Origin of the sequence: Mycobacterium sp. DL592 (assembly GCF_011694515.1) — a bacterium.
In the GTDB taxonomy this organism is placed as follows: Bacteria; Actinomycetota; Actinomycetes; order Mycobacteriales; family Mycobacteriaceae; genus Mycobacterium.
In genome coordinates, this window is record NZ_CP050192.1 from 1,718,142 (window position 1) to 1,739,024 (window position 20,883).

Here is a 20,883-nt window from a genome sequence, read left to right on the forward strand (position 1 = left end):
CTCAGAGCGCGGCGAACCGCCCGGTCACCGGGGGCAGGTCGGCCAGCGTCACGATGCCCGGTGCGGCGGCGACCACCGCGGGGACCGCATTGGTCACCGGCATCGCCGTGTAGATCATGCCCAGCCCCATGAAACCCTGCTCCGGCCAGTTCTTCGGCGGCAGGCAGTGCAGCACCGTGCGCATGTTGGGCACACCGAAGACCTGGATGACGTGACCGTGTTCCAGCGGCTTGGGTGGGGTGACGTGGGAGCCCATGATCCAGTTGAATCCGACGCTGACCACATTGCGGTCCCCGACCCAGCCGCGGTGGTAGCCGTACACGCCGCCGACGGTGCCCTCCGGGATCGTCATGAACCCGAGGTCGGAGTCCCCGGTCGCCGGGGTGAAGGTGACGTCGAAGGTCATCCGGTCGAGGTCGGCGCCGATCGCGTCGGCCATCATCGCCGCAGACTCGGCGAACACCTCGCTTTCCCGGCGCACGCTCTCGGCCAGGCCCGGGGTGTCGGGGTCGCAACCGAACCCCATCGCGGCCTGGGTGCCCGCGGACTCGTAGGTCGAGCAGTCCACTGACTCGGTGATGCGGATCTCGTCGACACGTTCGCATGCGCCGGAGAGCACCATTCCCACCATGTTGGTCATGCCGGGATGGGCGCCGCTGCCGAAGATCGTGGAATTGCCCTTCTCGCAAGCCTTCCGGATCCGTTCCAGATCCTCCGGGGATTGCTTGCCGCCGGTGATCCAGGCCGCTGAGGCGCACACGTTCACGCCGGCCTCGAGCAGCTGCACGAGTTCGTCGACGCTGGGCCACAGCGGGTTGTAGCAGCAGGCGTCCGGTTTGGCTGCCAGCAGCGCGTCGATGTCACTGGTCGCCTTGATGCCCGTCGGCTCGGGCCAGCCCGACAGCTCGGCGGCGTCCACTCCGACCTTGTCGGCGCCGTGGGCGTACACCCCGACCAGTTCCATGTCCGAGCGGCCGATGATGGCGTGCAGGGACCGGCGGCCGATGTTGCCGGTGGTCCATTGGATGACTCGTATCGGCTTGTCGGTGCGTGCGCTCATCGGGGCGACCTCCTGGACGTCAGTAGACACTCTCGTCGCTTTGTACACCATGTTCGCCCGGCATTGTGCACAGTCCCGGATTCGTCCACAGCCCGCCCGGTTCAGCTGCCTGCCGGGCCGTTCGCGTCGGGCGACCGACCTAACGTCGCAGCATGGGATCGGAACCGCCGCTGGCCAGCCTGCACCGCCGCCTCGGGGTCGGCGGGGTCGGTGAGGAGCACGCCGACGATGACGACGAGGACGCCGCCGACCTGCCCAGCTGGATTCCCGACGGGCGACCCGAACGCGGGCGGAAGCTGGTGGCGGCGATCCGGACCGACCCCGGCCGCGCCGGCGCGCTCGCCATGGGAGTAGTCGCGGTGATCGCCGTGCTCGTCACCGTGGTCACCCTGATGCGTGACGACTCCGCCCCGGTGATGTCGGCCAAGCTGCCGCCGGTGGAGATGGTGTCCTCGGCGGCTCCGCGTTCCGGGGCGGCGGCACCGACGGGGCCCGTCGTCGTCAGTGTCGTCGGCCTCGTGACCAAACCCGGTCTGGTCACCCTGGCCCCCGATGCGCGGATCGCCGACGCGGTCTCGGCCGCCGGCGGCGCACTCGACGGTGCTGATCTGCTCGGACTCAATCTGGCCCGCCATGTGGTCGACGGCGAGCAGGTTGTCGTCGGCATCACCATGCCTGCCGGCCAGCCCGACGCTCTGGGCAGCTCGGTCAGCGGCGGCCCGGCCACCTCGGGTCCGCCGGCGGCCGCAGCCCCCTCGGCGCCGCTGGACCTGAACACCGCCAGCGCCGAGCAACTCGACACCCTGCCCGGCATCGGGCCGGTGATGGCGGCGGCCATCGTGGCCTGGCGCGAGACCAACGGAAAGTTCACCAGTGTCGACCAACTTGGCGAGGTGGACGGGATCGGCACGGCGCGGCTGGAGAAGCTGCGGAGCCTGGTCCGGGTCTGACCACGTGGACACCGAGCCCGCGGCGCGGCTGGATCTGCGGCTGGTGCCCGCGGCGCTGACGGCCTGGGTGGTGACGGCCGCCGGCATCGTCTGGCCGGTCGGCGCCGCGCTCGCGGCGACATGCGTCGTGGTCGCTGCCGGGTGCGGCGCCCTGGCGTGGTGGTGCCGGGATCGCGCCGCAGTCCGGGCCTGTGCCGTCAGCGTGATCGGTACCGCCGTCGTCGGCGCCGGGTTCGGTATGGCGGTCGCGTTACGCAGCGACGCGGTGCGCGAGCATCCGGTCACCGCGCGGTTCGGCAGCACCACCACGCTGACCGTGACACCGACGGAGAGTCCGCGATCGCTGGGCAACGGTCGGCTGATGTTCGCTGCCAACCTCGATCGCGTCGAGACCGCCGAATCATCAGGCCGGGTGGTCGTTTTCGCACCCGTGCTCGGCTTCGCCGAGATCTCTGCCGGGCGGCCGGCCCGGTTCCGTGCCCGGGTCGGCAGGCCCACCCGGCGGGATCTGACGGTGGCGGTCCTGAGCGCCACCGGGGAACCGATGCTGGGCGAGGCCTCCTCGGTGCAGCGCGCCGCACAGGCCGTGCGGTCCCGGTTCGCCGCCGCGGCGCTGCAGGTGTTGCCTGCCGACCAGGCGGCCATGCTTCCCGGACTCGTGCTGGGCGACACGTCGTCGGTCCCGCCGAGCACCGCCGCCGAGTTCCGCACGGCGGGCCTGACGCACCTGACGGCCGTTTCCGGCGCCAACGTCACGATCGTGTGCGGCACGGTGCTGCTCTCGGCGCGGCTGATCGGACCGCGCGCGGCCACCGGGCTGGCGGCGGTGGCGTTGCTGGCCTTCGTCGTCGTGGTGCAGCCCGGCGCCAGTGTGCTGCGCGCTGCGGTGATGGGGGCCCTGGCGCTGCTGGCGGTGCTGTCCGGCCGCCGCCGACAGGCCATCCCTGTTCTGTCGGCCGCGGTCCTCGCGCTGCTCGTGGCCGCCCCGCAACTGGCCGTCGATGCCGGCTTTGCCCTGTCGGTGACGGCGACCGCCGCGCTGGTGGTGCTGGCCCCGGTCTGGTCCGCCCGGCTGGTGGCCCGGGGCTGGCCCAAACCGCTTGCCGATGCGCTGTGTATCGCGGTGGCCGCGCAACTGGTCACCGCACCGTTGGTGGCCGCCATCTCCGGACAACTAAGCCTGGTCGCAGTGTTAGCCAATCTTGTTGTGGGCGTGGTGATTCCGCCCATCACCGTGCTGGGGACGGCTGCGGCGGCACTGTGCCCGGTGTGGTCTGCCGGTGCGGGGTTGCTGATCAGGTTCACCGGACCGGAACTGTGGTGGCTGTTACACGTCGCCCACTGGGCCAGCGCTGTCCCCGGGGCGGCGATCACGGTGCCCTCAGGCGTGGCCGGGGTGGTGACGGTCGGTGGTGTGACGGCGCTCGGCGCCGGGCTGTGGTGGCGGGCGCGGCGCGGATGATTCGGCGCTGTCGGGTGGGCGTGAAACGATCGGGGCGTGAGCGCGACGGTAGCTAGCCTGCATCTGATCCTGGGCGACGAGGAACTGCTCGTCGATCGCGCCATCGGCACGGTGGTGCGGGCCGCGCGGGCCGCCGCCGGCACCGACGACGTTCCGGTGAACCGGCTACGTGCCGGTGAGGTGTCGACCAACGAACTGGCCGAACTGCTCAGCCCGTCGCTGTTCGCCGACGAGCGGGTGGTGGTCCTGGAGTCAGCCGCCGAAGCCGGCAAGGAAGCCGTCGACCTGATCGCCTCGGCCGCCGCCGACCTGCCGCCGGGCACGGTTTTCGTCGTCGTGCACAGCGGCGGCGGCCGGGCCAAGGGTTTGGTCGATCAGCTCAAGAAACTCGGCGCCGAGGCGCACGAGTGCAAGAAGATCACCAAGGCCCCCGAACGGGCCGACTTCGTGCGCGCCGAGTTCCGCGCCCTCAAGGTGAAGGTCGACGACGACACCGTCACCGCACTGCTGGACGCAGTCGGCTTCGATATCCGGGAGCTGGCCTCGGCATGCTCACAGCTGGTCGCCGATACCGCAGGCCTTGTCGACGCGGCCGCGGTGCGGCGCTATCACAGCGGTAAGGCTGAGGTGAAGGGCTTCGACATCGCCGACAAGGCCGTTGTGGGTGACGTCGCCGGGGCAGCCGAAGCGCTGCGCTGGGCGATGATGAGCGGTGAGCCGCATGTCGTGCTGGCCGACGCGCTGGCCGAGGCCGTCCACATGATCGCGCGAGTGGGTCCGCTCTCGGGCGACCCCTACCGTCTGGCCTCCGAGCTGGGCATGCCGCCCTGGCGAATCCAGAAAGCGCAGAAGCAGTCGCGGCGCTGGTCACGGGACAAGATCGCCACGGCGATTCGACTGGTGGCGACGCTGAACGCGGACGTCAAGGGCGCAGCGGCCGACGCCAACTACGTGCTGGAAGATGCGGTGCGCAAAGTGGCACAACTGGCCGCCGGAAGCGGCCGGGACTGAATCAGATCTTGTTGAAGGCCTGCGCGAGCGCGGACTTCTTGTTGGCCGCCTGATTCTTGTGAATCACGCCCTTGCTGGCAGCCTTGTCCAGCTTGCGGCTGGTGGCGGTCAGCAGGTCGCCGGCCTTGTCCTTGTCGCCTTCGGCGGCAGCCTGACGGAACGCGCGGATCGCGGTGTGAAGCGAGCTCTTCACCGACTTGTTGCGCAGCCTGCGGCGCTCGTTGGTGAGAATCCGCTTCTGCTGCGACTTGATGTTGGCCACGCGTGTTTATCCTCTTCGTTCTCAAGCTGGGGTGTCGGTCTTGCCGGGGCCGTCAGGCCCTCGGGCAGCGACTGTTCAGGGTACCAGTGAGGGGCACAATCACCCAAAAGCGACGGCCAAGGCCCTGCACTGGCCTGCCGAAACGGCCAACGTGGTGCAGCATGTGACGGGTGAGCCTTCGTACCCTTCCCTCCGAAGCCAGCCGGTCCTCGCGAAACGGTTCGCGCGAGCCCCGACAACACGACCACATCTTCGGTGGTTACAACAAAATGGGCTCCTATGCGAAGGCGTTCGATGAGATGTTCGACGCCCAGGGCAACGTCCGCGGACCGTACAAAGGGATCTTCGCCGAGCTCGCCCCGTCCGACGCCGAGGAGCTCGAAGCCAGGGCCGAGGCGTTGGGCCGCGCCTTCATCGACCAGGGCATCACCTTCTCGCTGTCCGGCCAGGAACGGCCGTTCCCGCTCGACCTGGTGCCGCGCGTCATCTCCGCCGCCGAGTGGTCCCGGCTCGAGCGGGGCATCACCCAGCGGGTGAAGGCGCTGGAGATGTACCTCGACGACATCTACGGGGACCAGGAGATCCTGCGGGACGGGGTCATCCCGCGCCGCCTGGTGACCTCCTGCGAGCACTTCCACCGCCAGGCCGCCGGGATCAACCCGCCCAACGGGGTGCGCATCCACGTCGCCGGCATCGACCTGGTCCGCGACGCCCAGGGCACCTTCCGGGTGCTCGAGGACAACCTGCGGTCCCCGTCGGGCGTCTCCTACGTGATGGAGAACCGCCGCACAATGGCCCGGGTCTTCCCGAACCTGTTCGCGACCCACCGGGTGCGCGCGGTCGCGGACTACTCCTCCCATCTGTTGCGGGCGCTGCGCAACGCGGCGGCGACCAACGAGGCCGACCCGACGGTGGTCGTGCTGACCCCCGGCCCGTTCAACTCGGCTTATTTCGAGCATTCGCTGCTGGCCCGGCAGATGGGTGTCGAACTCGTCGAGGGCCGCGACCTGTTCTGCCGCGACAACACCGTCTACATGCGCACCACTGAAGGGGAGCGGCAGGTCGATGTCATCTACCGCCGCATCGACGACGACTTCCTGGACCCGATGCAGTTCCGGCCCGACTCGGTGCTCGGGGTGGCCGGGCTGCTCAACGCCGCCCGCGCCGGCAACGTGGTGATCTCGAGCGCGGTGGGCAACGGCGTCGGCGACGACAAGCTGGTCTACACCTACGTGCCGACGATCATCGAGTACTACCTGGGCGAGAAGCCGCTGCTGGCCAACGTCGACACCTTCCGCTGTTGGCTGGACGACGAACGCGAAGAGGTCCTCGACCGCATCGACGAACTGGTCATCAAGCCGGTCGAGGGATCGGGCGGGTACGGCATCGTGTTCGGACCGGACGCCTCGGACAAGGAACTGGCCGCCACCCGCAAGAAGATCCTCGGCGACCCGCGCGGCTGGATCGCCCAGCCGGTGGTCCAGCTCTCGACGGTGCCGACCAAGGTCGGGGACAGCCTGGCGCCGCGCCACGTCGACCTGCGGCCGTTCGCCGTCAACGACGGCGAGGATGTCTGGGTGCTGCCGGGCGGACTGACCCGCGTCGCCCTCACCGAAGGCTCGCTGGTGGTCAACTCCAGCCAGGGCGGTGGATCGAAGGATACCTGGGTGCTGGCGTCGCGCTCCTCGGTCGCGGCCCGCGAGCTGGGTGCCGCCGAGATCGTCCGCAAGCTGCCCAAGGCGGCCAAGGCCCCCGCGGCCGAGAAAGCTCCCGAGCAGACCGGCCAGCAACAGCAGGGTCAACAGCAGCAACAGCAGCAACAGCAGCAGGCGGTGATGCACTGATGCTCGCTCGTAACGCCGAGGCGCTGTACTGGATCGGGCGCTACGTCGAGCGCGCCGACGACACCGCCCGCATTCTCGACGTCACCGTGCACCAGCTGCTCGAGGATTCCAGCGTCGACCCCGACCAGACCTCCCGGGTGCTGCTTCAGGTTCTTGGCATCGAACCGCCCAAACACCAGCTCGACCTGTGGTCGCTGACCGACCTGGTGGCGTTCAGCAAGGGTCTCCCGGGCGGCTGCTCGATCGTCGACGCCATCTCGGCGGCACGCGAAAACGCCCGATCCGCAAGGGAAGTCACCTCCAGCGATATGTGGGAGTGCCTCAACACCACCTACAACGCGCTGGCCGACCGGGAGCGGGCGGCCCGCAGGCTCGGCCCGCACGAATTCTTCTCCTTCATCGAGGGCCGGGCAGCGATGTTCGCCGGGCTCGCCGACTCGACATTGTCCCGCGACGACGGCTACCGGTTCCTGGTGCTGGGGCGGGCCATCGAGCGGGTGGACATGACGGTGCGGCTGCTGCTGTCCCGGGTGGGCGACAGCGCGTCATCGCCGGCCTGGGTCACGGTGCTGCGCTCGGCGGGCGCGCACGACACCTATCTGCGGACCTACCGCGGTGTGCTCGACGCCAACCGGGTCGTCGAATTCATGTTGCTGGACCGGCTTTTCCCGCGCTCGATCTACTATTCGCTCAAACTCGCCGAGCACAGCCTCGACGAACTGATGCACCGCGCCCACAACCGGATCGGCGCCACCGCCGAGGCTCAGCGGCTGCTGGGCCGGGCCCGCAGCGAGCTGGAGTTCATCCAGCCCGGTGTGCTGCTGGAGACACTCGAGCAACGGCTGGCGGCCTTGCAGGAGACATGCGCCGACGTCGGCGAAGCCGTTGCGCTGCAATACTTCCACTCCGCACCGTGGGTGGCCTGGTCGGACGCCGGGCACAACGGGGCGCTGGTTGTCGAGGAAGGTGAGATCTAGATGTGGCGGATGCGCGTGGTGCACGCGACAGGCTATGCGTACAAGTCGCCGGTGACCGCCTCCTACAACGAGGCCCGGCTCACCCCGCGGTCGGACTCCCGGCAGAACGTGATCCTCAACCGGGTGGAAACCGTTCCCGCGACCCGTAATTACCGCTACGTCGACTATTGGGGAACCGCCGTCACGGCTTTCGACCTGCATGCGCCGCACACCGAGCTGGAGGTGACGTCCTCATCGGTCGTCGAAACCGACAAGGCCGAGCCGCTGGGCAAGTCCGTCTCGTGGGAGGAACTGGCCTCCCCGGCGGTGCGCGACCGGTTCGACGAAGTGCTCACCCCGACGCAGTACACCCCGGCCAGCCGGCGGCTCGAGCGCGTCGGCAGACGCATCATCAAGGAGAACGACCCGAACGACGCGGTGATCGCCGCCGCCAGGTGGGCGCACAGCGAGCTGCAGTATGTTCCCGGCACCACCGGCGTGCATTCGTCGGGCCTCGACGCCCTGCGCGAAGGTAAAGGCGTCTGCCAGGATTTCGCCCATCTGACACTGATTCTGTTGCGCGGCATGGGAATTCCAGCACGCTATGTGTCGGGCTATCTGCACCCCAACCGCAAGGCCGTCATCGGTGACACGGTCGACGGGCAAAGCCACGCCTGGATCCAGGCCTGGACGGGCGGCTGGTGGAACTACGACCCGACCAACGACACCACGATCAACGAGCAGTACATCAGCGTCGGCGTGGGCCGCAACTACGCGGATGTCTCACCGTTGAAGGGCATCTATTCCGGTGAGGGCTCCACCGACCTCGATGTGGTGGTGGAGATTACCCGGTTGGCCTGAGAAGTCGTCAAGGTGTGCGACTCGTCGGCTTCCGGGTCGGACGGCGCGCGGCGGGTGGCAGCGATGACCCCTTCGGCCACCAGGACGATCAGAAGCGACATCCCGAAGACCGGATAGAGCACCCCGAGTGCGACGGCGACGACGGTCACTGCGACCATCGCGCCCTTTGGTGTGTCAGCGCGGGTTGCTGCACTGGCCGGTGCGGGTAGACCGGTGCCGCCCTTCGGCCGTCGCTTCCACCACATGAGCAATCCGGTCAGCACGCTGGTCAGCACGCCGAGGCAGGCCACGGTCGCTGAAATCCTTGTGACCCAACCCAGTTGGTTGCCCATGTGCATCGCGATCCCGAAGCTGGTGAGCCGGGACAGTGCGCCGTCCTGGGCGGCGGTGGCATTGGTGATGGTGGCCCCAGTGAATTGGTTGAGATACAGCGTGCGTTGTTCGGAAACCCGCTGCGGCCAGCGATTCACCACCGTGTAGCTGCCGTAAACGGTCTTGCCGTCTTCGGTGGAGTCCGACGGGGGAATGATCGAGTAGCCGGGCACCATGTGCTCGTCCTTGGCGATCTTGTCGATGTCGGCGTAGGACAACCGCGTCGCGACGGCCCCGCCGGGTTGTGACGCATAGATCGGATCGTCGGTGGCGGCCCAGGCAATTCGTCGGCCCAGCCGGTCGTAGTCGCCGAGCTTCGCCGCGGTGGACGGGGCGTCGATCTGGGCGGAAGGGGTGACGGTGGCGGCGACCGCACGCCAGTTCTCGCCCCAGTAGCGGGTCCAGGTCATTCCCGAGACGATGTAGCAGATCAGGATGACCGCGATCACCACACCGGTGAGGGCGTGTACGTCGCGCCAACGGATCCGGCCGCCCTTGCGCCACCGGACTTTCAGTAGCGGCTTGGCAGCCTCGATGGCCCGCGGCCACCACAGGTAGATACCGCTGCCCAGCAACACCAGAATCCAGGTGGCGGTCAGTTCCATCCACAGATTGCCCACTCCGACCGGGATGGTGGAGTCGGGGTAGGCCGAGGGGTTGATCAGATGCCCAAGCGACGGCAACTGCACGTGCGGGCCGTCGTTGCCGAACATCCGGTGCAGTTGGTTGGCCCATCCCACCAGCCCGGACAGTTGGTCACGCTGACCGAGATATGCACCGGTGTAGGGGTCAACGAACACCTGGACGACATTGGTCTCGGCCTGTGGATATCCGGGGGCGTCGGGGGCCAGGAAATCTACCCGGGTAGACCCGGTGGCGTTATCCGCGGGGGTGACGGCTTCGAGCGAGAAGTCGGAACCGACGTGCTGTTTGGCTGTGGTCACCTGCTGATCCAGCGGGACCGTCGCCGGCCCTTGCTCGACGATAAAGAGGTGCCGGTTCAGCGCGGCGTCCAGTGGCTGGCTGTACAGGATTACCAGTCCGGTGCAGGCCAGCACCACCAGCACCGGTGCTGCGAAGAGCGCCACCCAGAAGTGCAGCCGCCAGATCCGGCGCAGCGTTGCGGCGTCACCGCGTCGTCTCGAAGTATCGGTCGTCGTCACGGTGCACTAGTCGGGTGTCATTCGGTGTTGGTTCCCGGCGCGGCGAATCAGCTGGAAGTGGTCAGGGTGCGTGTGCCCGTTGTTGACGACGCATCCGTCGGCCGCCGCCATCGGGCCGCCGACGAACAGGTGGCGATCTAACCGATGGACACCCGGTGCAGGTCGTCGCCGAGTTCGATACGACCGCTGAACTCGGTGGCCGCCCGCTCACGCCACTGGTCTTCCTGGCCGGGTGCCAGCGGCGGCACGTAGTGGGTGAGTACCAGGGTCTTGACGCCGGCGCGCGCTGCGGTGGCCCCAGCCTGCTCCACCGACGAGTGATAGTCGAGGATGTCGCGCAACCGCTGCACGGGGATCTGTTCGACCAGATCGGCCCGGATCACGGTATGCACCAAAGCATCTGCACCACTGGCTAATTCGTCGAGCGTGGCGCACGGTACCGTATCGCCGGCCAGGACCACCGAGGTGCCGTCGTACTCGACGCGGAAGGCGATCGTCGGCTCCACCGGCCGGTGGTCGGTGGGGGCGACGGTGATCCGCAGGCCGTCGGCATCCCACACCTGGCCCTCGGTGTACTCGTGCACCTGGATCGACGGCGGCTCGGTGATATCGGGGTGATGGCCGATGCGGTAGGCGATGTCGGGTGCCAGCGCGGCCAGGGTGGCCTCGACGACAGCCTTCGTGCCCGGCGGGCCGATGATCGGCAGTGGTGTCGGCACGAACGTCGTCACCCAACGGGTGGTGATGACATCGGACAGGTCGGTGATGTGGTCGCTGTGCAGGTGTGTCAGCAGCAGCGCGGTGATGTTGGCCGCACCGACTCCCGCAGCGGCGGCCCGCATCAGCGCCCCGCGGCCGCAGTCCACCAGGAACACCCCGGTACCGGCGGTGACCAGGGTGGCGGGCCCCGCCCGGTTCGGGTCGACCATGGGGCTTCCGGTGCCGAGCAGCGTGATGTCGATCATGGCGTTATTCCTACCCTGCCGAGCGTTATTCGCGCCTGGCTGACACCCCAGCACGACTGTTTCAATAACCTATTGACGGCCAGCGGCCGTCGCCCAGCGGCATAGACACAGTTAGACCTCAAACAGCGGCTCGTCTTTCAATAGGTCATTCACTGCGCGGAAACACCCCGGCAACAGTCCGCCCTTACGGTCGGAGTTCTACCGCCGCCGACGTCGCGTCGACCGCTGAAAGGAATCAGATGACCACCACCCTCAACGGCCACGCGCAGCAGTCGGAGGTTGACCAGATCGCCGAGAAGCTGGCGACCGCAGGCGTTCGGTACGCCGCGATCAGCTTCGTCGACATGCACGGCAAGCCGAAGTCGAAAATGGTGCCACTAGCGCACCTCAGGCAGGCCGCTTTCGGATCGGAGATGTTCACCGGCGCCGCCCTCGACGGCGTGCCCCAGGACGTCAACGACGACGAGGTGGCACCCCACCCGGATCTCGGCGGTGCGATCATCATGCCGTTCAATCGTGAGATCGCCTGGTTCCCCGGCGATCTGTGGATCGGGGACACGCCGTTCGAGGCGTGCAGCAGGCAGATCCTCAAACGGGTGACCGCCGACGCCGCATCGCTCGGGTACACCTTCAACCTCGGGATCGAGACCGAGTTCTTCCTGCTGTCGGACAGTTCCGGCGTTCCGGCTCCCGCCAGCCCGGACGACAATCTCGACAAGCCCTGCTACGACCTGCGCACCATGTTGCACAACTTCGGTGTGGTCGACGAGATCGTCACCGCCATGAACGAATTGGGCTGGGATGTCTACTCGTTCGACCACGAGGACGGCAACGGCCAGTTCGAGACCGACTTCACCTACACCGATGCGGTCTCGATGTCCGACCGCTTCGTGTTCTTCCGGATGATGGTCGGTGAGATCGCCCGCAAGCACGGGTTGTTCGCGTCGTGGATGCCCAAACCGTTCGCCGATCGGACCGGCAGCGGTGCGCACTTCAACATGTCGCTGGCCGACTCCGCCGGCACCAACCTGTTCGCCGCTGACGACGACCCCCGCGGGTGTGGTCTCTCGCGGCTGGGATACCAGTTCATCGCCGGTGTGCTCCGCCACGCGCCGGCGATCTGCGCGGTGATCGCACCGACCGTCAACAGTTACAAGCGGCTGGTCAAGCAGGGCAGCATGTCGGGTCTGACCTGGGCTCCGATCTTCGCCTGCTACGGGGACAACAACCGCACCAACATGTTGCGGATCCCCAGGGGTGGCGGCCGGGTCGAGTGCCGCGCCGCCGACAGCGCCAACAATCCCTATCTGGGGGCCGCGCTGATGCTGGCCGCCGGATTGGAGGGGATTCGCGACGGGCTCGACCCCGGAGAGCCCAACCGGGACAACCTCTACCGGCTCTCCGACGTCGAGCTGCAGGAGCGGGGGATCACCTGGTTGCCGCGTTCACTCGGGGAAGCCATCGAGGCGCTCGAATCGGACCCGCTGGCCCGCAACGTATTCGGCCCGGCGATGTTCACCTCGTTCATCGATGAGAAGCGCGCCGAGTGGGACTCCTACAACGCCCACGTGTCGTCATGGGAGTCCGAGCGCTACCTGAGGTTCTTCTGATGGCCGACGGTCGCGGCAACCGCTGGGAGGACCTCAACTCGGTCCAGATCGCCGCGCGCCTGGCCGCCGACCCCGACACGGTGGCCCTGATCCCGGTTGGTGCCACCGAGCAACACGGCCCGCATCTGCCGGTCGGCACCGACACCATCATGGCGACCGCGGTAGCCGAGGCCGCAGCCGGTGCCAGCGCGCTGGTGCTGCCCGCATTGTCGTTCGGCGCCAGCATGTTTCACGGCACCCAATTGGCCGGCACGATCGCCTTTTCCGGCGAGGACACTGCGGACGCGGCGGTGCGGGTCGCCCAGGCGTGCGTCGACTCCGGTGTGCGGCGCATCCTGTTCGTCAACGGCCACGTCGGCAATGCCGCACCACTGTGGCTGTCCTGTGACCGGTTTCGGCGGCTGCATCCGGACCGGCGCATCGGGGTCATGCAGTGGTGGGACCTCACACCCGACATCTCCCGGCGGGCCACCGAGGACGCCGCCGACTGGCATGCCAATGCTGCGGAAACCTCGCTCATGCTTGCGGTTCGCCCGGAGCTGGTGGACATCGACGCGATGGCCGATGCCGACGATCCAGATCGCACCGCCGGTAAGGTATTTCGCTACCCCGTTCAGCAGGTGTCCACCAACGGGGTGACCGGCCACCCGTCGCGGGCCTCGAAAGCATTCGGTCTGCAGCTGTGGGGGGATGTGGTGACGGCGGCCCGGGATGTGGTCGAACGCGCCCACAACGAGGTCCCTCCACTGGGGTGAGCGCTGACCGTACAATTCGCCGTGTGCCGACATCGGAGCGCCGGTCGCAGGTCCGTGCCATCGGGCGACCCCGCAACGATGCCGAATCGGTGAGTGCGGCCTCGCCGCGGTCCGGCATCGTCAGTGCCGCGACCCGCCTGTTCTCCGAAAAGGGTTACGCGCAAACCTCGATGAGCGACATCGCCAGGGCGGCGGGCCTGCAGCAGTCCTCGCTGTACTACTGGTTCCGCAACAAGGAGCAGCTGCTGGGCGAGACACTGCTGGTGAACCGGGCGCCGCTGAAGTTCATCTCCGAGGTGGGCGCCGGTTCGGGCTCACCGGCGGTGAAGTTGTACCGGTTGCTGCGCTTCGACACCCTGCAGTTGGCGTTGTCGCCGATCGACTTCAACGAGATCCAGCGCATCGCCCACAACCAGCGCACCGAGTTCCACCAGTTCTGGACGGATTATGAGCGGCTGAAGAACTGGGTGGCGGACCTGATCGGTGCCGGGATCGCCGAAGGCAAGTTCATCGACTGCGATCAGCAGGAGACCGCGGGTCTGCTGCTGAACTTCGACGAAGGCGCGCAGAAGCGCACCCGGCTGCACACCGACGAGGGGGACCGCGGGGCCGAGGCGATCAGGGTGGCCGAACAGGTCGCCGTCATCGCCGTGCGCGGCCTGCTGAAGCGACCGAGTGAGATCGCGCGAATCAGCAGTCAGGCAGCCCAGTTCGACGACGCCGCGATGGTCATTCCCGGCCCGCCGACACCCAGGTGAGATCGCCGAACCGGTCGCCGGTGACCGCGGCGGCGGCGGCGTCCAGTCCGGCCAGGTGCTCTCCGGTCAGCTCCACCGACAGCGAGGCTGCGTTCTCGTCGACGCGGGCGGCCCGGCGGGTTCCCGGAATCGGCACCGACGCAATGCCCAACCCCTGCGCGCGCTGCCGAAGCCAGGCCAGCGCCACCTGGGCCGGGGTGGCCCCGACCTGCTGCCCGATGTCGGAAACAGCCTGCACAACAGCCTGATTGGCGTCCAAGGCCGCGCCGGCAAAACGCGGCATGGTGCGGCGGAAGTCCCATTCGGAGGAGAAGTCACCTGCCGAACGCAGCGCGCCGGCCAGGAAGCCGCGACCCAGCGGGGAGTACGGCACGAAACCCACGCCGAGTTCGGCCGCGGCCGGCACGACATGGCGTTCCACGTCGCGACTCCACAGCGACCACTCGCTTTGGACCGCGGCGATCGGGTGCACGGCGACCGCGGCCCGTAGTTCGTCGGCGGTGACCTCCGACAGGCCGAGGTGGCGGACCTTGCCCGCGGCGACCAGCTCGGCCATCGCGCCCACGGTCTCCTCGATCGGCACCGACAGGTCGCGACGGTGCATGTAGTAGAGGTCGACCACATCGGTGCCCAGGCGCGTGAGGCTCTCCTCGAGGCACTGCCGCACGTAGGCGGCGTCGCCGCGGGCGCGCAGCTTGCCGGTGGTGGGATCGCCGCCGATGCCGAACTTCGTGGCCAGCGTCACCTCGTCCCGGCGATCGGCGAGCAGCCGACCGATCAACTGCTCGTTGGCACCCAACCCGTAGACGTTGGCGGTGTCGATGAAGCTGACCCCGACATCGATGCTGTGGTGCAGCGTGGCCAGCGATTCGGTGTCGTCGACCTCGCCGTACACCGGGGTCAGCGCCATCGCGCCGAACCCGATCGCACTGACCGTCAAGCCATCGCCCAGCTGCGTAGCGGGAAGTGTGCCCATCGTCAAGCCTCCTCAGTAGTCGTCTCGCTCAACACCCAACACGTGCGGTTTGCATCCGCGCCGCCCAGGTACGCCCTAACCTGGTGTGAGGTCGATCACAAAGGAGTGACGATGCGCATCGCGGACATCTTGCGGAGCAAAGGCTCGGCGGTGGCGACTGTCACCGAGACGACCACGGTTAAAGGCCTGCTGACCGAACTGGCCGCCCACAACATCGGCGCCATGGTGGTCGTGGGCCCCGACGGTGTGCTGGGCATCGTCTCGGAACGCGACGTGGTGCGCACCCTGCTCGAGCACGGCCCCGACCTGTTGCACCGCCAGGTCGGCGACATCATGAGCAGCGTGCTGGTGACCTGCACGCCCGAGGATCACATCGACGATCTCAGCGCCCTGATGACCAACAATCGGGTCCGGCACGTCCCGGTCCTGCACGACGGCCGGCTGGTCGGCATCGTCAGCATCGGCGACGTGGTGAAGAACCGGATGGAGGAACTGCAGGCCGAACAAGCGCAACTGCAGGCCTACATCACCCAGGGCGGCTAGCCGGCCTGGGTGATGTAGGCCTGCAATCACCGTGGTTTGAAATATCGCTTCACCGGCTCGATCCTGTCATCCTGCGCAGGGGTGCGTCTGCGCTGAAATGATGGGGAGTCGAACGGATTTCATGAGTGACCAGCTGAAGTTCCACTGGTATCTGCCCACCCATGGTGACACCACCACCATCGCCGACAATCAGCTCGACTTCGAACGACGCGCCCAGTCGCATCTGCTGCCGACACTGGAGAACCTGACCAAGTTGGTCCGCACCGCCGAACACCTCGGCTTCGAGGCGGCGCTGACCCCCACCGGTTCGGCATGCGAGGACTCCTGGATCGCCACCGCGGCTCTGGCACAGCACAGTGAGAAGCTGAAGTTCCTCGTCGCGTTCCGGCCCGGGGTGCTCTCGCCGACCCTGGCCGCCCAGGAGGTCAGCACCTACCAGCGGTTCACCGGCAACCGGTTGGCGCTCAACATCGTCACCGGCGGGGAAGACCTCGAGATGCGCCGCTACGGCGACCATCTCGACAAAGCGGCCCGCTACCGCCGCACGGGCGAGTTCCTGTCGATTCTTCGCGGTGTGTGGCGCGGCGGCGAGTTCTCGTTCCGTGGCGAGTTCTATCAGGTGGAGAACGCCCGCGTCGCCTACCCGGTGCCCGAGGCGCCGGCCATCTACTTCGGCGGGTCGTCACCGGAGGCCATCGAGGTGGCCGCCGAGCACGCCGACGTCTACCTCACCTGGGGTGAGACACCCGACCAGGTCGCCGAGAAGATTGATCAGGTGCGCACCGCCGCGGCCCGCCACGGGCGCACCCTGCGCTACGGCCTTCGGGTGCACACCGTCGCCCGGCCCACCCGCGAGGAAGCCTGGACCCGCGCCGAGGAGCTGCTGGCCGACCTGACCGCCGAGCAGGTCCGCGCCGCTCATGAGCGCTTCCTGCGTTCGGGCTCGGAAGGGCAGCGCCGGATGGCCGCCCTGACCAACGGGGAACTCCTGGATGCCCGCAGCCTCGAGGTGCATCCGGGTCTGTGGGCCGGACCCGGCCTGCTGCGCGACGGCGCGGGTACCGCCGCGGTCGGCAGTTACGCCGATGTCGCGGCACTGTTCGAGGAGTACGCCCGCCTGGGCATCAGCGAGTTCGTGCTGTCCGGCTATCCCCAGATCGACGAGATCGCCCATGTCGGCAGCGGCGTGCTGCCGGTGGTGCGCGACGCCGAACGGTCTGGCGCGGCGGTCTGAGCGCTCAGCTCCAGGAGTACTCGGCGCGCAGCCGGGTCGCCACGAGCTCGAAGGTCACCGCGTCGAGGATCGCCCCTTCGCGCCGGATGCCCTCCTCGGGCACGTCGAGCACCCGGTCCAGCCGCACCCAACTGGCCCGGCCCTCGTAGTCCCAGTTACCCGCACCGATCCCGATCCAGTTCGGGTCCTCCCCGTGATGCTGGCTGGACAGCATCAACCCCAGCAGGACCTGCCGGTCGCGGCCGACGACGAGAACCGGCCGGTCCTTGCCCCGGGTGGGGTCGTCCTCGTAGACCACCCAGGTCCAGACGATCTCGCCCGGGTCGGCACGTCCGTCGAGGTCGGGGGCGTAGACCACCTTGCGGGCGCGGTGGGCGCTCGGGACGCTGTTGTTGGTCACCGGGCGGCCGGCGGTGATCGCGGCGGGCGGCTCGGGAGCGAGGGCGGTCGCGAGCAATGCGTCGAGACCGAACTTGAGGCCCTGCTGGATGGTCCGCTGCACCCCCTGCGGACCCTGCAGCTGACGGATGAGCTTCGGGGCCTCGTTGAACACCAGGTGCTCAGTGCCTATCAGAATCCGCTGCAACGTCTTCCACTGCGACGCCATTCTCGACAGCATAGGCGAGGAGGATGGAGCGCGATTGTGCTCGACGGCGCCGGTGTCGATACTCTTGAGCTGCCCAACGGCCCTCCGAACACCGCCCGACCAGGAGATTCCCATCAGCAGTTTCGCCGACAAGACGTTCACCGCGCCGGCACAGATTCGGAACTTCTGCATCATCGCCCACATCGATCACGGCAAGTCGACGCTGGCCGACCGGATGCTGCAGCTCACCGGCGTCGTCGCTGACCGGGATATGCGGGCGCAGTACCTGGACCGGATGGACATCGAGCGGGAACGCGGCATCACGATCAAGGCCCAGAACGTCCGGCTGCCCTGGAAGGTTGCCGACACCGACTACGTCCTGCACCTCATCGACACGCCGGGCCACGTCGACTTCACCTACGAGGTGTCCCGTGCGCTGGAAGCCTGCGAAGGCGCGGTCCTGCTGGTCGACGCCGCCCAGGGCATCGAGGCCCAGACCCTGGCCAACCTCTACCTCGCCCTGGACCGGGACCTGACGATCATCCCGGTGCTCAACAAGATCGACCTGCCCGCCGCCGACCCGGAGCGCTACGCCGGTGAGATCGCCCACATCATCGGCTGCGAACCCGACGACGTGCTGCGCGTCTCCGGCAAGACCGGCGAGGGGGTGCGCGAGCTGCTCGACGAGGTGGTCCGCCAGGTTCCCGCGCCGACCGGCGACTCCGATGCCCCCGCCCGGGCGATGATCTTCGACTCGGTCTACGACATCTACCGCGGCGTGGTCACCTACGTGCGGGTGGTCGACGGCAAGATCACCCCGCGCGAGCGGATCAAGATGATGTCCACCGGCGCCCATCACGAGCTGCTCGAGGTCGGCATCGTCTCCCCGGAGCCCAAACCCACCGAGGGTCTCGGCGTCGGCGAGGTGGGCTACCTCATCACCGGCGTGAAGGACGTGCGCCAGTCGAAGGTCGGCGACACCGTCACCTCCGCCCGCCACGGTGCCACCGAGGCGCTGACCGGATACCGCGAACCCAAGCCGATGGTCTACTCCGGGCTGTATCCCGTCGACGGCTCGGACTACCCGAACCTGCGCGAAGCCCTGGACAAGCTGCAACTCAACGACGCCGCACTGACCTACGAGCCGGAAACCTCGGTGGCGCTGGGCTTCGGCTTCCGGTGCGGTTTCCTGGGCCTGCTGCACATGGAGATCACCCGCGAGCGTCTCGAGCGCGAGTTCGACCTCGACCTGATCTCGACCGCGCCCAACGTCGTCTACCGGGTGGTCCAGGACGACGGAACCGAGAAGATCGTCACCAACCCCTCGGACTGGCCGGAGGGCAAGGTCCGCGAGGTGTACGAGCCGGTGGTCAAGACCACCGTGATCGCGCCCAGCGAGTTCATCGGCACCATCATGGAGCTGTGCCAGTCCCGGCGCGGCGAGCTCGGCGGCATGGACTACCTCTCGCCGGAACGCGTTGAGCTGCGCTACACGATGCCGCTGGGCGAGATCATCTTCGACTTCTTCGATTCGCTGAAGTCACGCACCCGCGGCTACGCCAGCCTCGACTACGAGGAGGCCGGCGAACAACAGGCCGACCTGGTCAAGGTGGACATCCTGCTGCAGGGCGAGGCGGTCGACGCGTTCAGCGCGATCGTCCACAAGGACTCCGCGTCGGCCTATGGCAACAAGATGACCACCAAGCTCAAGGAACTCATCCCGCGCCAGCAGTTCGAGGTCCCGGTGCAGGCAGCCATCGGATCGAGAATCATTGCCCGCGAAAACATTCGGGCCATCCGCAAGGACGTGCTCGCCAAGTGCTACGGCGGCGACATCACCCGCAAACGCAAACTGCTCGAGAAGCAGAAAGAGGGCAAGAAGCGGATGAAGACCATCGGGCGGGTCGATGTGCCGCAGGAGGCCTTCGTCGCTGCGCTGTCCGCCGATGCCGCCGCCGACAAAACCAGGAAGTAGGGCACATCACACACGACATTCGTGTCGTTCGGGGGCGATCGATACTTGGTGCCGTGCTCGGCATCGCCGTCTTGGCAGGCTGCACAGCAACCGTCGGCGGCAGTGCGGTGCGCCAGACGGGCGGCGTGACACCGCGGGATCTTGCCTCGGCACTGCCCGGCAGTGCCGAGGTCAGCAAGATTGTCGGAAATCCGTTGGACAACAACGGTTCCAAACTGCAGCAGGGCGGTATCGACGTCCTGCCCAACGGAATTCGCGACAACGACACGGCCAGGCCGATCGATTGCCTGGGGCCGGTATCGCCGTTCATGCGGATCGTCTACGAGAAAGGCGATGTCGTGGGCGCGGCCTGGCAGCAGTTCGCCAACTACGGTGGCGGGCAGGCGGTGTCCAGCGCGGACACCGGGGTGGTGCAGTTCCGTTCGGAAGCCGAGGCGCAGCGGATGTTCACCGATTTCGTGAACCGCTGGAAGTCCTGCGACGGCACGACGGTGACCACGTTCCTGCGTGACGCCAATGGCACCGAGCTTTACGAGAAGATCACCGGTGTCCGGGTGGACGGAACGCTGCTGACGGCGACCGTGGTCAACTCCGACAATCAGGGAGATGCCGCGTTCCCCACCGAGCGGGCGGTCGAGTTGGCCGGCGACTGCCTGGTCGACGTCGACGTCGCGGTGACCGCCGGCGGACCCGCGCAGCAGACGCCGCGGCGCCGGGCGGCTGACATCGCCGGACTGACAGCCAGGAACATCCTTCGAGCTCGCTGATCGCGGTTCGGCCCGGAAGGTGCACAGGAAACGTCCAGCCGGGGGAGAATGACCCCGTGATCCGCCCCGTTTCCGTGGTGTGTGCCGCTCTCGCCGTCGGTGTTGCGCTGTCCGGCTGCGCCTCGACGGTGCAGGGAACGGCAGTAAGGGCGCAAGGCGGCGGCGTAGTCCCGGCGAACCTGCCCGAGTTGAAGGAGTCCGACCTCGGCCGGGTCATGCTCAGTGCCGGGGAGATCAACGGCATCATGGGGGCCACGGGTATCCGCGGGGGCGGGTCCAGCGACGCGATGAGCGACAACTCTGACGTGGTGTCCGATGTTGACTGTCTGGGGGCCATCTACGGTGCCGAGGAACTGGTCTACAAGGGCAGTGACTGGACCGCCGTACGCGACGAGGTCCTGCAGGAGCCCAACGGTGACAACCAACACTGGGTGGAACAGATCGCCGTGTTGTACCCGACTGCGGGCAAGGCGCAGAAGTTCCTGGAGAAGTCACGGTCGACGTGGACGACGTGTCAGAACACCTCGATCGACATCGACCATGACGAGGTCCACTCGACATGGGACATCGGGCCGGCCGACACCTCCGGCGATGTCCTGACGCAGAGCGCCGACCAGCAGGACGCCGGGGGATGGGGCTGCCAGCACGCGATGGCCACCGGCACCAACCTGATCGTCGAGGCGTGGGCGTGCAGCGACTCGATCGGTGACGAGGCCAAGAGCATCGTCACCGCGATGCTGCGCAACGCGGCCAAGAAGAAGTAGCCGTTCGAG

The 20,883-nt window shown here is 67.7% G+C and carries 20 protein-coding genes; 14 read left to right on the forward strand and 6 right to left on the reverse strand.

Annotated features, from left to right (window positions below; translation table 11 throughout):
* Position 1 precedes the first annotated feature (1 nt).
* A complete protein-coding gene (locus tag HBE64_RS08260; RefSeq protein WP_167100204.1) occupies positions 2-1,060 on the reverse strand; it encodes a dihydrodipicolinate reductase in 1,059 nt (352 codons plus the stop codon).
* Positions 1,061-1,212: 152 nt separating this feature from the next.
* Here HBE64_RS08260 and HBE64_RS08265 point away from each other — a divergent pair, with 152 nt between their 5' ends.
* From HBE64_RS08265 to holA, 3 genes are read left to right on the forward strand one after another with little or no spacing between them, the layout of a single operon-like run.
* Positions 1,213-2,010 carry a ComEA family DNA-binding protein gene (locus HBE64_RS08265; RefSeq protein ID WP_167100207.1) on the forward strand — a complete coding sequence of 266 codons (798 nt, stop codon included), beginning with the start codon at positions 1,213-1,215 and terminating at the stop codon, positions 2,008-2,010.
* 4 nt (positions 2,011-2,014) lie between these two features.
* On the forward strand, positions 2,015-3,472 hold the full coding sequence (locus tag HBE64_RS08270; protein WP_243841536.1) for a ComEC/Rec2 family competence protein: 1,458 nt from the start codon (positions 2,015-2,017) through the stop codon (positions 3,470-3,472).
* Positions 3,473-3,529: 57 nt separating this feature from the next.
* Positions 3,530-4,483 (forward strand): DNA polymerase III subunit delta, encoded by a 954-nt coding sequence (gene holA / locus HBE64_RS08275; RefSeq protein WP_167108900.1) that lies wholly within the window; start codon positions 3,530-3,532, stop codon positions 4,481-4,483.
* A gap of 1 nt (position 4,484) precedes the next feature.
* On the opposite strand, the gene rpsT is transcribed toward holA, so the two are convergent.
* Positions 4,485-4,745, reverse strand: coding sequence for a 30S ribosomal protein S20 (rpsT, locus tag HBE64_RS08280; RefSeq protein WP_167100209.1), 261 nt, complete (start codon positions 4,743-4,745; stop codon positions 4,485-4,487).
* A 269-nt stretch (positions 4,746-5,014) separates the two neighbouring features.
* Here rpsT and HBE64_RS08285 point away from each other — a divergent pair, with 269 nt between their 5' ends.
* From HBE64_RS08285 to HBE64_RS08295, 3 genes are read left to right on the forward strand one after another with little or no spacing between them, the layout of a single operon-like run.
* Complete coding sequence (locus HBE64_RS08285) at positions 5,015-6,589, forward strand: circularly permuted type 2 ATP-grasp protein (protein ID WP_371744175.1); 1,575 nt, start codon at positions 5,015-5,017, stop codon at positions 6,587-6,589.
* Positions 6,589-7,566 (forward strand): alpha-E domain-containing protein, encoded by a 978-nt coding sequence (locus tag HBE64_RS08290; RefSeq protein WP_167100216.1) that lies wholly within the window; start codon positions 6,589-6,591, stop codon positions 7,564-7,566. The genes HBE64_RS08285 and HBE64_RS08290 overlap by 1 nt, the downstream gene beginning before the upstream one ends.
* Positions 7,567-8,406 (forward strand): transglutaminase family protein, encoded by an 840-nt coding sequence (locus tag HBE64_RS08295; protein ID WP_167100219.1) that lies wholly within the window; start codon positions 7,567-7,569, stop codon positions 8,404-8,406.
* On the opposite strand, the gene HBE64_RS08300 is transcribed toward HBE64_RS08295, so the two are convergent.
* Entirely contained in the window at positions 8,346-9,941 is a 1,596-nt protein-coding gene (locus HBE64_RS08300; protein WP_167100222.1) for a PepSY domain-containing protein, read from the reverse strand. The genes HBE64_RS08295 and HBE64_RS08300 overlap by 61 nt on opposite strands.
* Positions 9,942-10,078: 137 nt before the next feature.
* The gene (locus tag HBE64_RS08305) at positions 10,079-10,906 is read right to left on the reverse strand and encodes a ribonuclease Z (RefSeq protein WP_167100226.1); all 828 of its coding nucleotides are present in this window, start codon (positions 10,904-10,906) and stop codon (positions 10,079-10,081) included.
* Between the two features lie 239 nt (positions 10,907-11,145).
* On the opposite strand from HBE64_RS08305, the gene glnT reads away from it, so the two are divergent.
* From glnT to HBE64_RS08320, 3 genes are read left to right on the forward strand one after another with little or no spacing between them, the layout of a single operon-like run.
* Complete coding sequence (gene glnT / locus HBE64_RS08310) at positions 11,146-12,516, forward strand: type III glutamate--ammonia ligase (protein WP_167100228.1); 1,371 nt, start codon at positions 11,146-11,148, stop codon at positions 12,514-12,516.
* Positions 12,516-13,271 (forward strand): creatininase family protein, encoded by a 756-nt coding sequence (locus tag HBE64_RS08315; RefSeq protein ID WP_167100231.1) that lies wholly within the window; start codon positions 12,516-12,518, stop codon positions 13,269-13,271. Before glnT ends, HBE64_RS08315 begins: the two co-directional genes overlap by 1 nt.
* Before the next feature lie 23 nt (positions 13,272-13,294).
* Positions 13,295-14,029 carry a TetR/AcrR family transcriptional regulator gene (locus HBE64_RS08320; protein WP_243841537.1) on the forward strand — a complete coding sequence of 245 codons (735 nt, stop codon included), beginning with the start codon at positions 13,295-13,297 and terminating at the stop codon, positions 14,027-14,029.
* Here HBE64_RS08320 and HBE64_RS08325 read toward each other — a convergent pair.
* Positions 14,001-15,005, reverse strand: a complete 1,005-nt coding sequence (locus HBE64_RS08325) for an aldo/keto reductase (protein WP_208300589.1) — start codon at positions 15,003-15,005, stop codon at positions 14,001-14,003. The genes HBE64_RS08320 and HBE64_RS08325 overlap by 29 nt on opposite strands.
* 111 nt (positions 15,006-15,116) lie before the next feature.
* Between HBE64_RS08325 and HBE64_RS08330 the strand changes: the two genes are divergently transcribed.
* Together HBE64_RS08330 and HBE64_RS08335 are read left to right on the forward strand one after the other, a co-directional pair.
* A complete protein-coding gene (locus HBE64_RS08330) occupies positions 15,117-15,548 on the forward strand; it encodes a CBS domain-containing protein (protein ID WP_167100236.1) in 432 nt (143 codons plus the stop codon).
* A gap of 121 nt (positions 15,549-15,669) precedes the next feature.
* Positions 15,670-16,782, forward strand: coding sequence for an LLM class flavin-dependent oxidoreductase (locus tag HBE64_RS08335; protein ID WP_167100238.1), 1,113 nt, complete (start codon positions 15,670-15,672; stop codon positions 16,780-16,782).
* A gap of 4 nt (positions 16,783-16,786) precedes the next feature.
* Here the strand turns inward: HBE64_RS08335 and HBE64_RS08340 are convergent, their stop codons facing one another.
* The gene (locus tag HBE64_RS08340) at positions 16,787-17,389 is read right to left on the reverse strand and encodes a type II toxin-antitoxin system PemK/MazF family toxin (protein WP_208300590.1); all 603 of its coding nucleotides are present in this window, start codon (positions 17,387-17,389) and stop codon (positions 16,787-16,789) included.
* A gap of 34 nt (positions 17,390-17,423) precedes the next feature.
* Here HBE64_RS08340 and lepA point away from each other — a divergent pair, with 34 nt between their 5' ends.
* Genes lepA through HBE64_RS08355 form a run of 3 tightly spaced genes read left to right on the forward strand, consistent with a single transcriptional unit; the run spans position 17,424 to position 20,874 of the window.
* Positions 17,424-19,343 (forward strand): translation elongation factor 4, encoded by a 1,920-nt coding sequence (lepA, locus tag HBE64_RS08345; RefSeq protein WP_371744118.1) that lies wholly within the window; start codon positions 17,424-17,426, stop codon positions 19,341-19,343.
* Between the two features lie 53 nt (positions 19,344-19,396).
* Complete coding sequence (locus HBE64_RS08350) at positions 19,397-20,110, forward strand: sensor domain-containing protein (protein ID WP_167100246.1); 714 nt, start codon at positions 19,397-19,399, stop codon at positions 20,108-20,110.
* A gap of 56 nt (positions 20,111-20,166) precedes the next feature.
* Positions 20,167-20,874 carry a sensor domain-containing protein gene (locus HBE64_RS08355; protein WP_243841538.1) on the forward strand — a complete coding sequence of 236 codons (708 nt, stop codon included), beginning with the start codon at positions 20,167-20,169 and terminating at the stop codon, positions 20,872-20,874.
* The last annotated feature ends 9 nt before the right edge of the window (positions 20,875-20,883 follow it).

What these genes read in the sequence shown, in the direction of transcription:
- HBE64_RS08260 (WP_167100204.1), bottom strand. Translation starts at nt 1,060, where the DNA reads ATGAGCGCACGCACCGACAAGCCGATACGAGTCATCCAATGGACCACC.
- HBE64_RS08330 (WP_167100236.1), top strand. Translation starts at nt 15,117, where the DNA reads ATGCGCATCGCGGACATCTTGCGGAGCAAAGGCTCGGCGGTGGCGACT.
- HBE64_RS08335 (WP_167100238.1), top strand. Translation starts at nt 15,670, where the DNA reads ATGAGTGACCAGCTGAAGTTCCACTGGTATCTGCCCACCCATGGTGAC.
- HBE64_RS08305 (WP_167100226.1), bottom strand. Translation starts at nt 10,906, where the DNA reads ATGATCGACATCACGCTGCTCGGCACCGGAAGCCCCATGGTCGACCCG.
- HBE64_RS08290 (WP_167100216.1), top strand. Translation starts at nt 6,589, where the DNA reads ATGCTCGCTCGTAACGCCGAGGCGCTGTACTGGATCGGGCGCTACGTC.
- HBE64_RS08295 (WP_167100219.1), top strand. Translation starts at nt 7,567, where the DNA reads ATGTGGCGGATGCGCGTGGTGCACGCGACAGGCTATGCGTACAAGTCG.
- HBE64_RS08340 (WP_208300590.1), bottom strand. Translation starts at nt 17,389, where the DNA reads ATGGCGTCGCAGTGGAAGACGTTGCAGCGGATTCTGATAGGCACTGAG.
- HBE64_RS08325 (WP_208300589.1), bottom strand. Translation starts at nt 15,005, where the DNA reads ATGGGCACACTTCCCGCTACGCAGCTGGGCGATGGCTTGACGGTCAGT.
- HBE64_RS08285 (WP_371744175.1), top strand. Translation starts at nt 5,015, where the DNA reads ATGGGCTCCTATGCGAAGGCGTTCGATGAGATGTTCGACGCCCAGGGC.
- HBE64_RS08265 (WP_167100207.1), top strand. Translation starts at nt 1,213, where the DNA reads ATGGGATCGGAACCGCCGCTGGCCAGCCTGCACCGCCGCCTCGGGGTC.
- glnT (WP_167100228.1), top strand. Translation starts at nt 11,146, where the DNA reads ATGACCACCACCCTCAACGGCCACGCGCAGCAGTCGGAGGTTGACCAG.
- HBE64_RS08315 (WP_167100231.1), top strand. Translation starts at nt 12,516, where the DNA reads ATGGCCGACGGTCGCGGCAACCGCTGGGAGGACCTCAACTCGGTCCAG.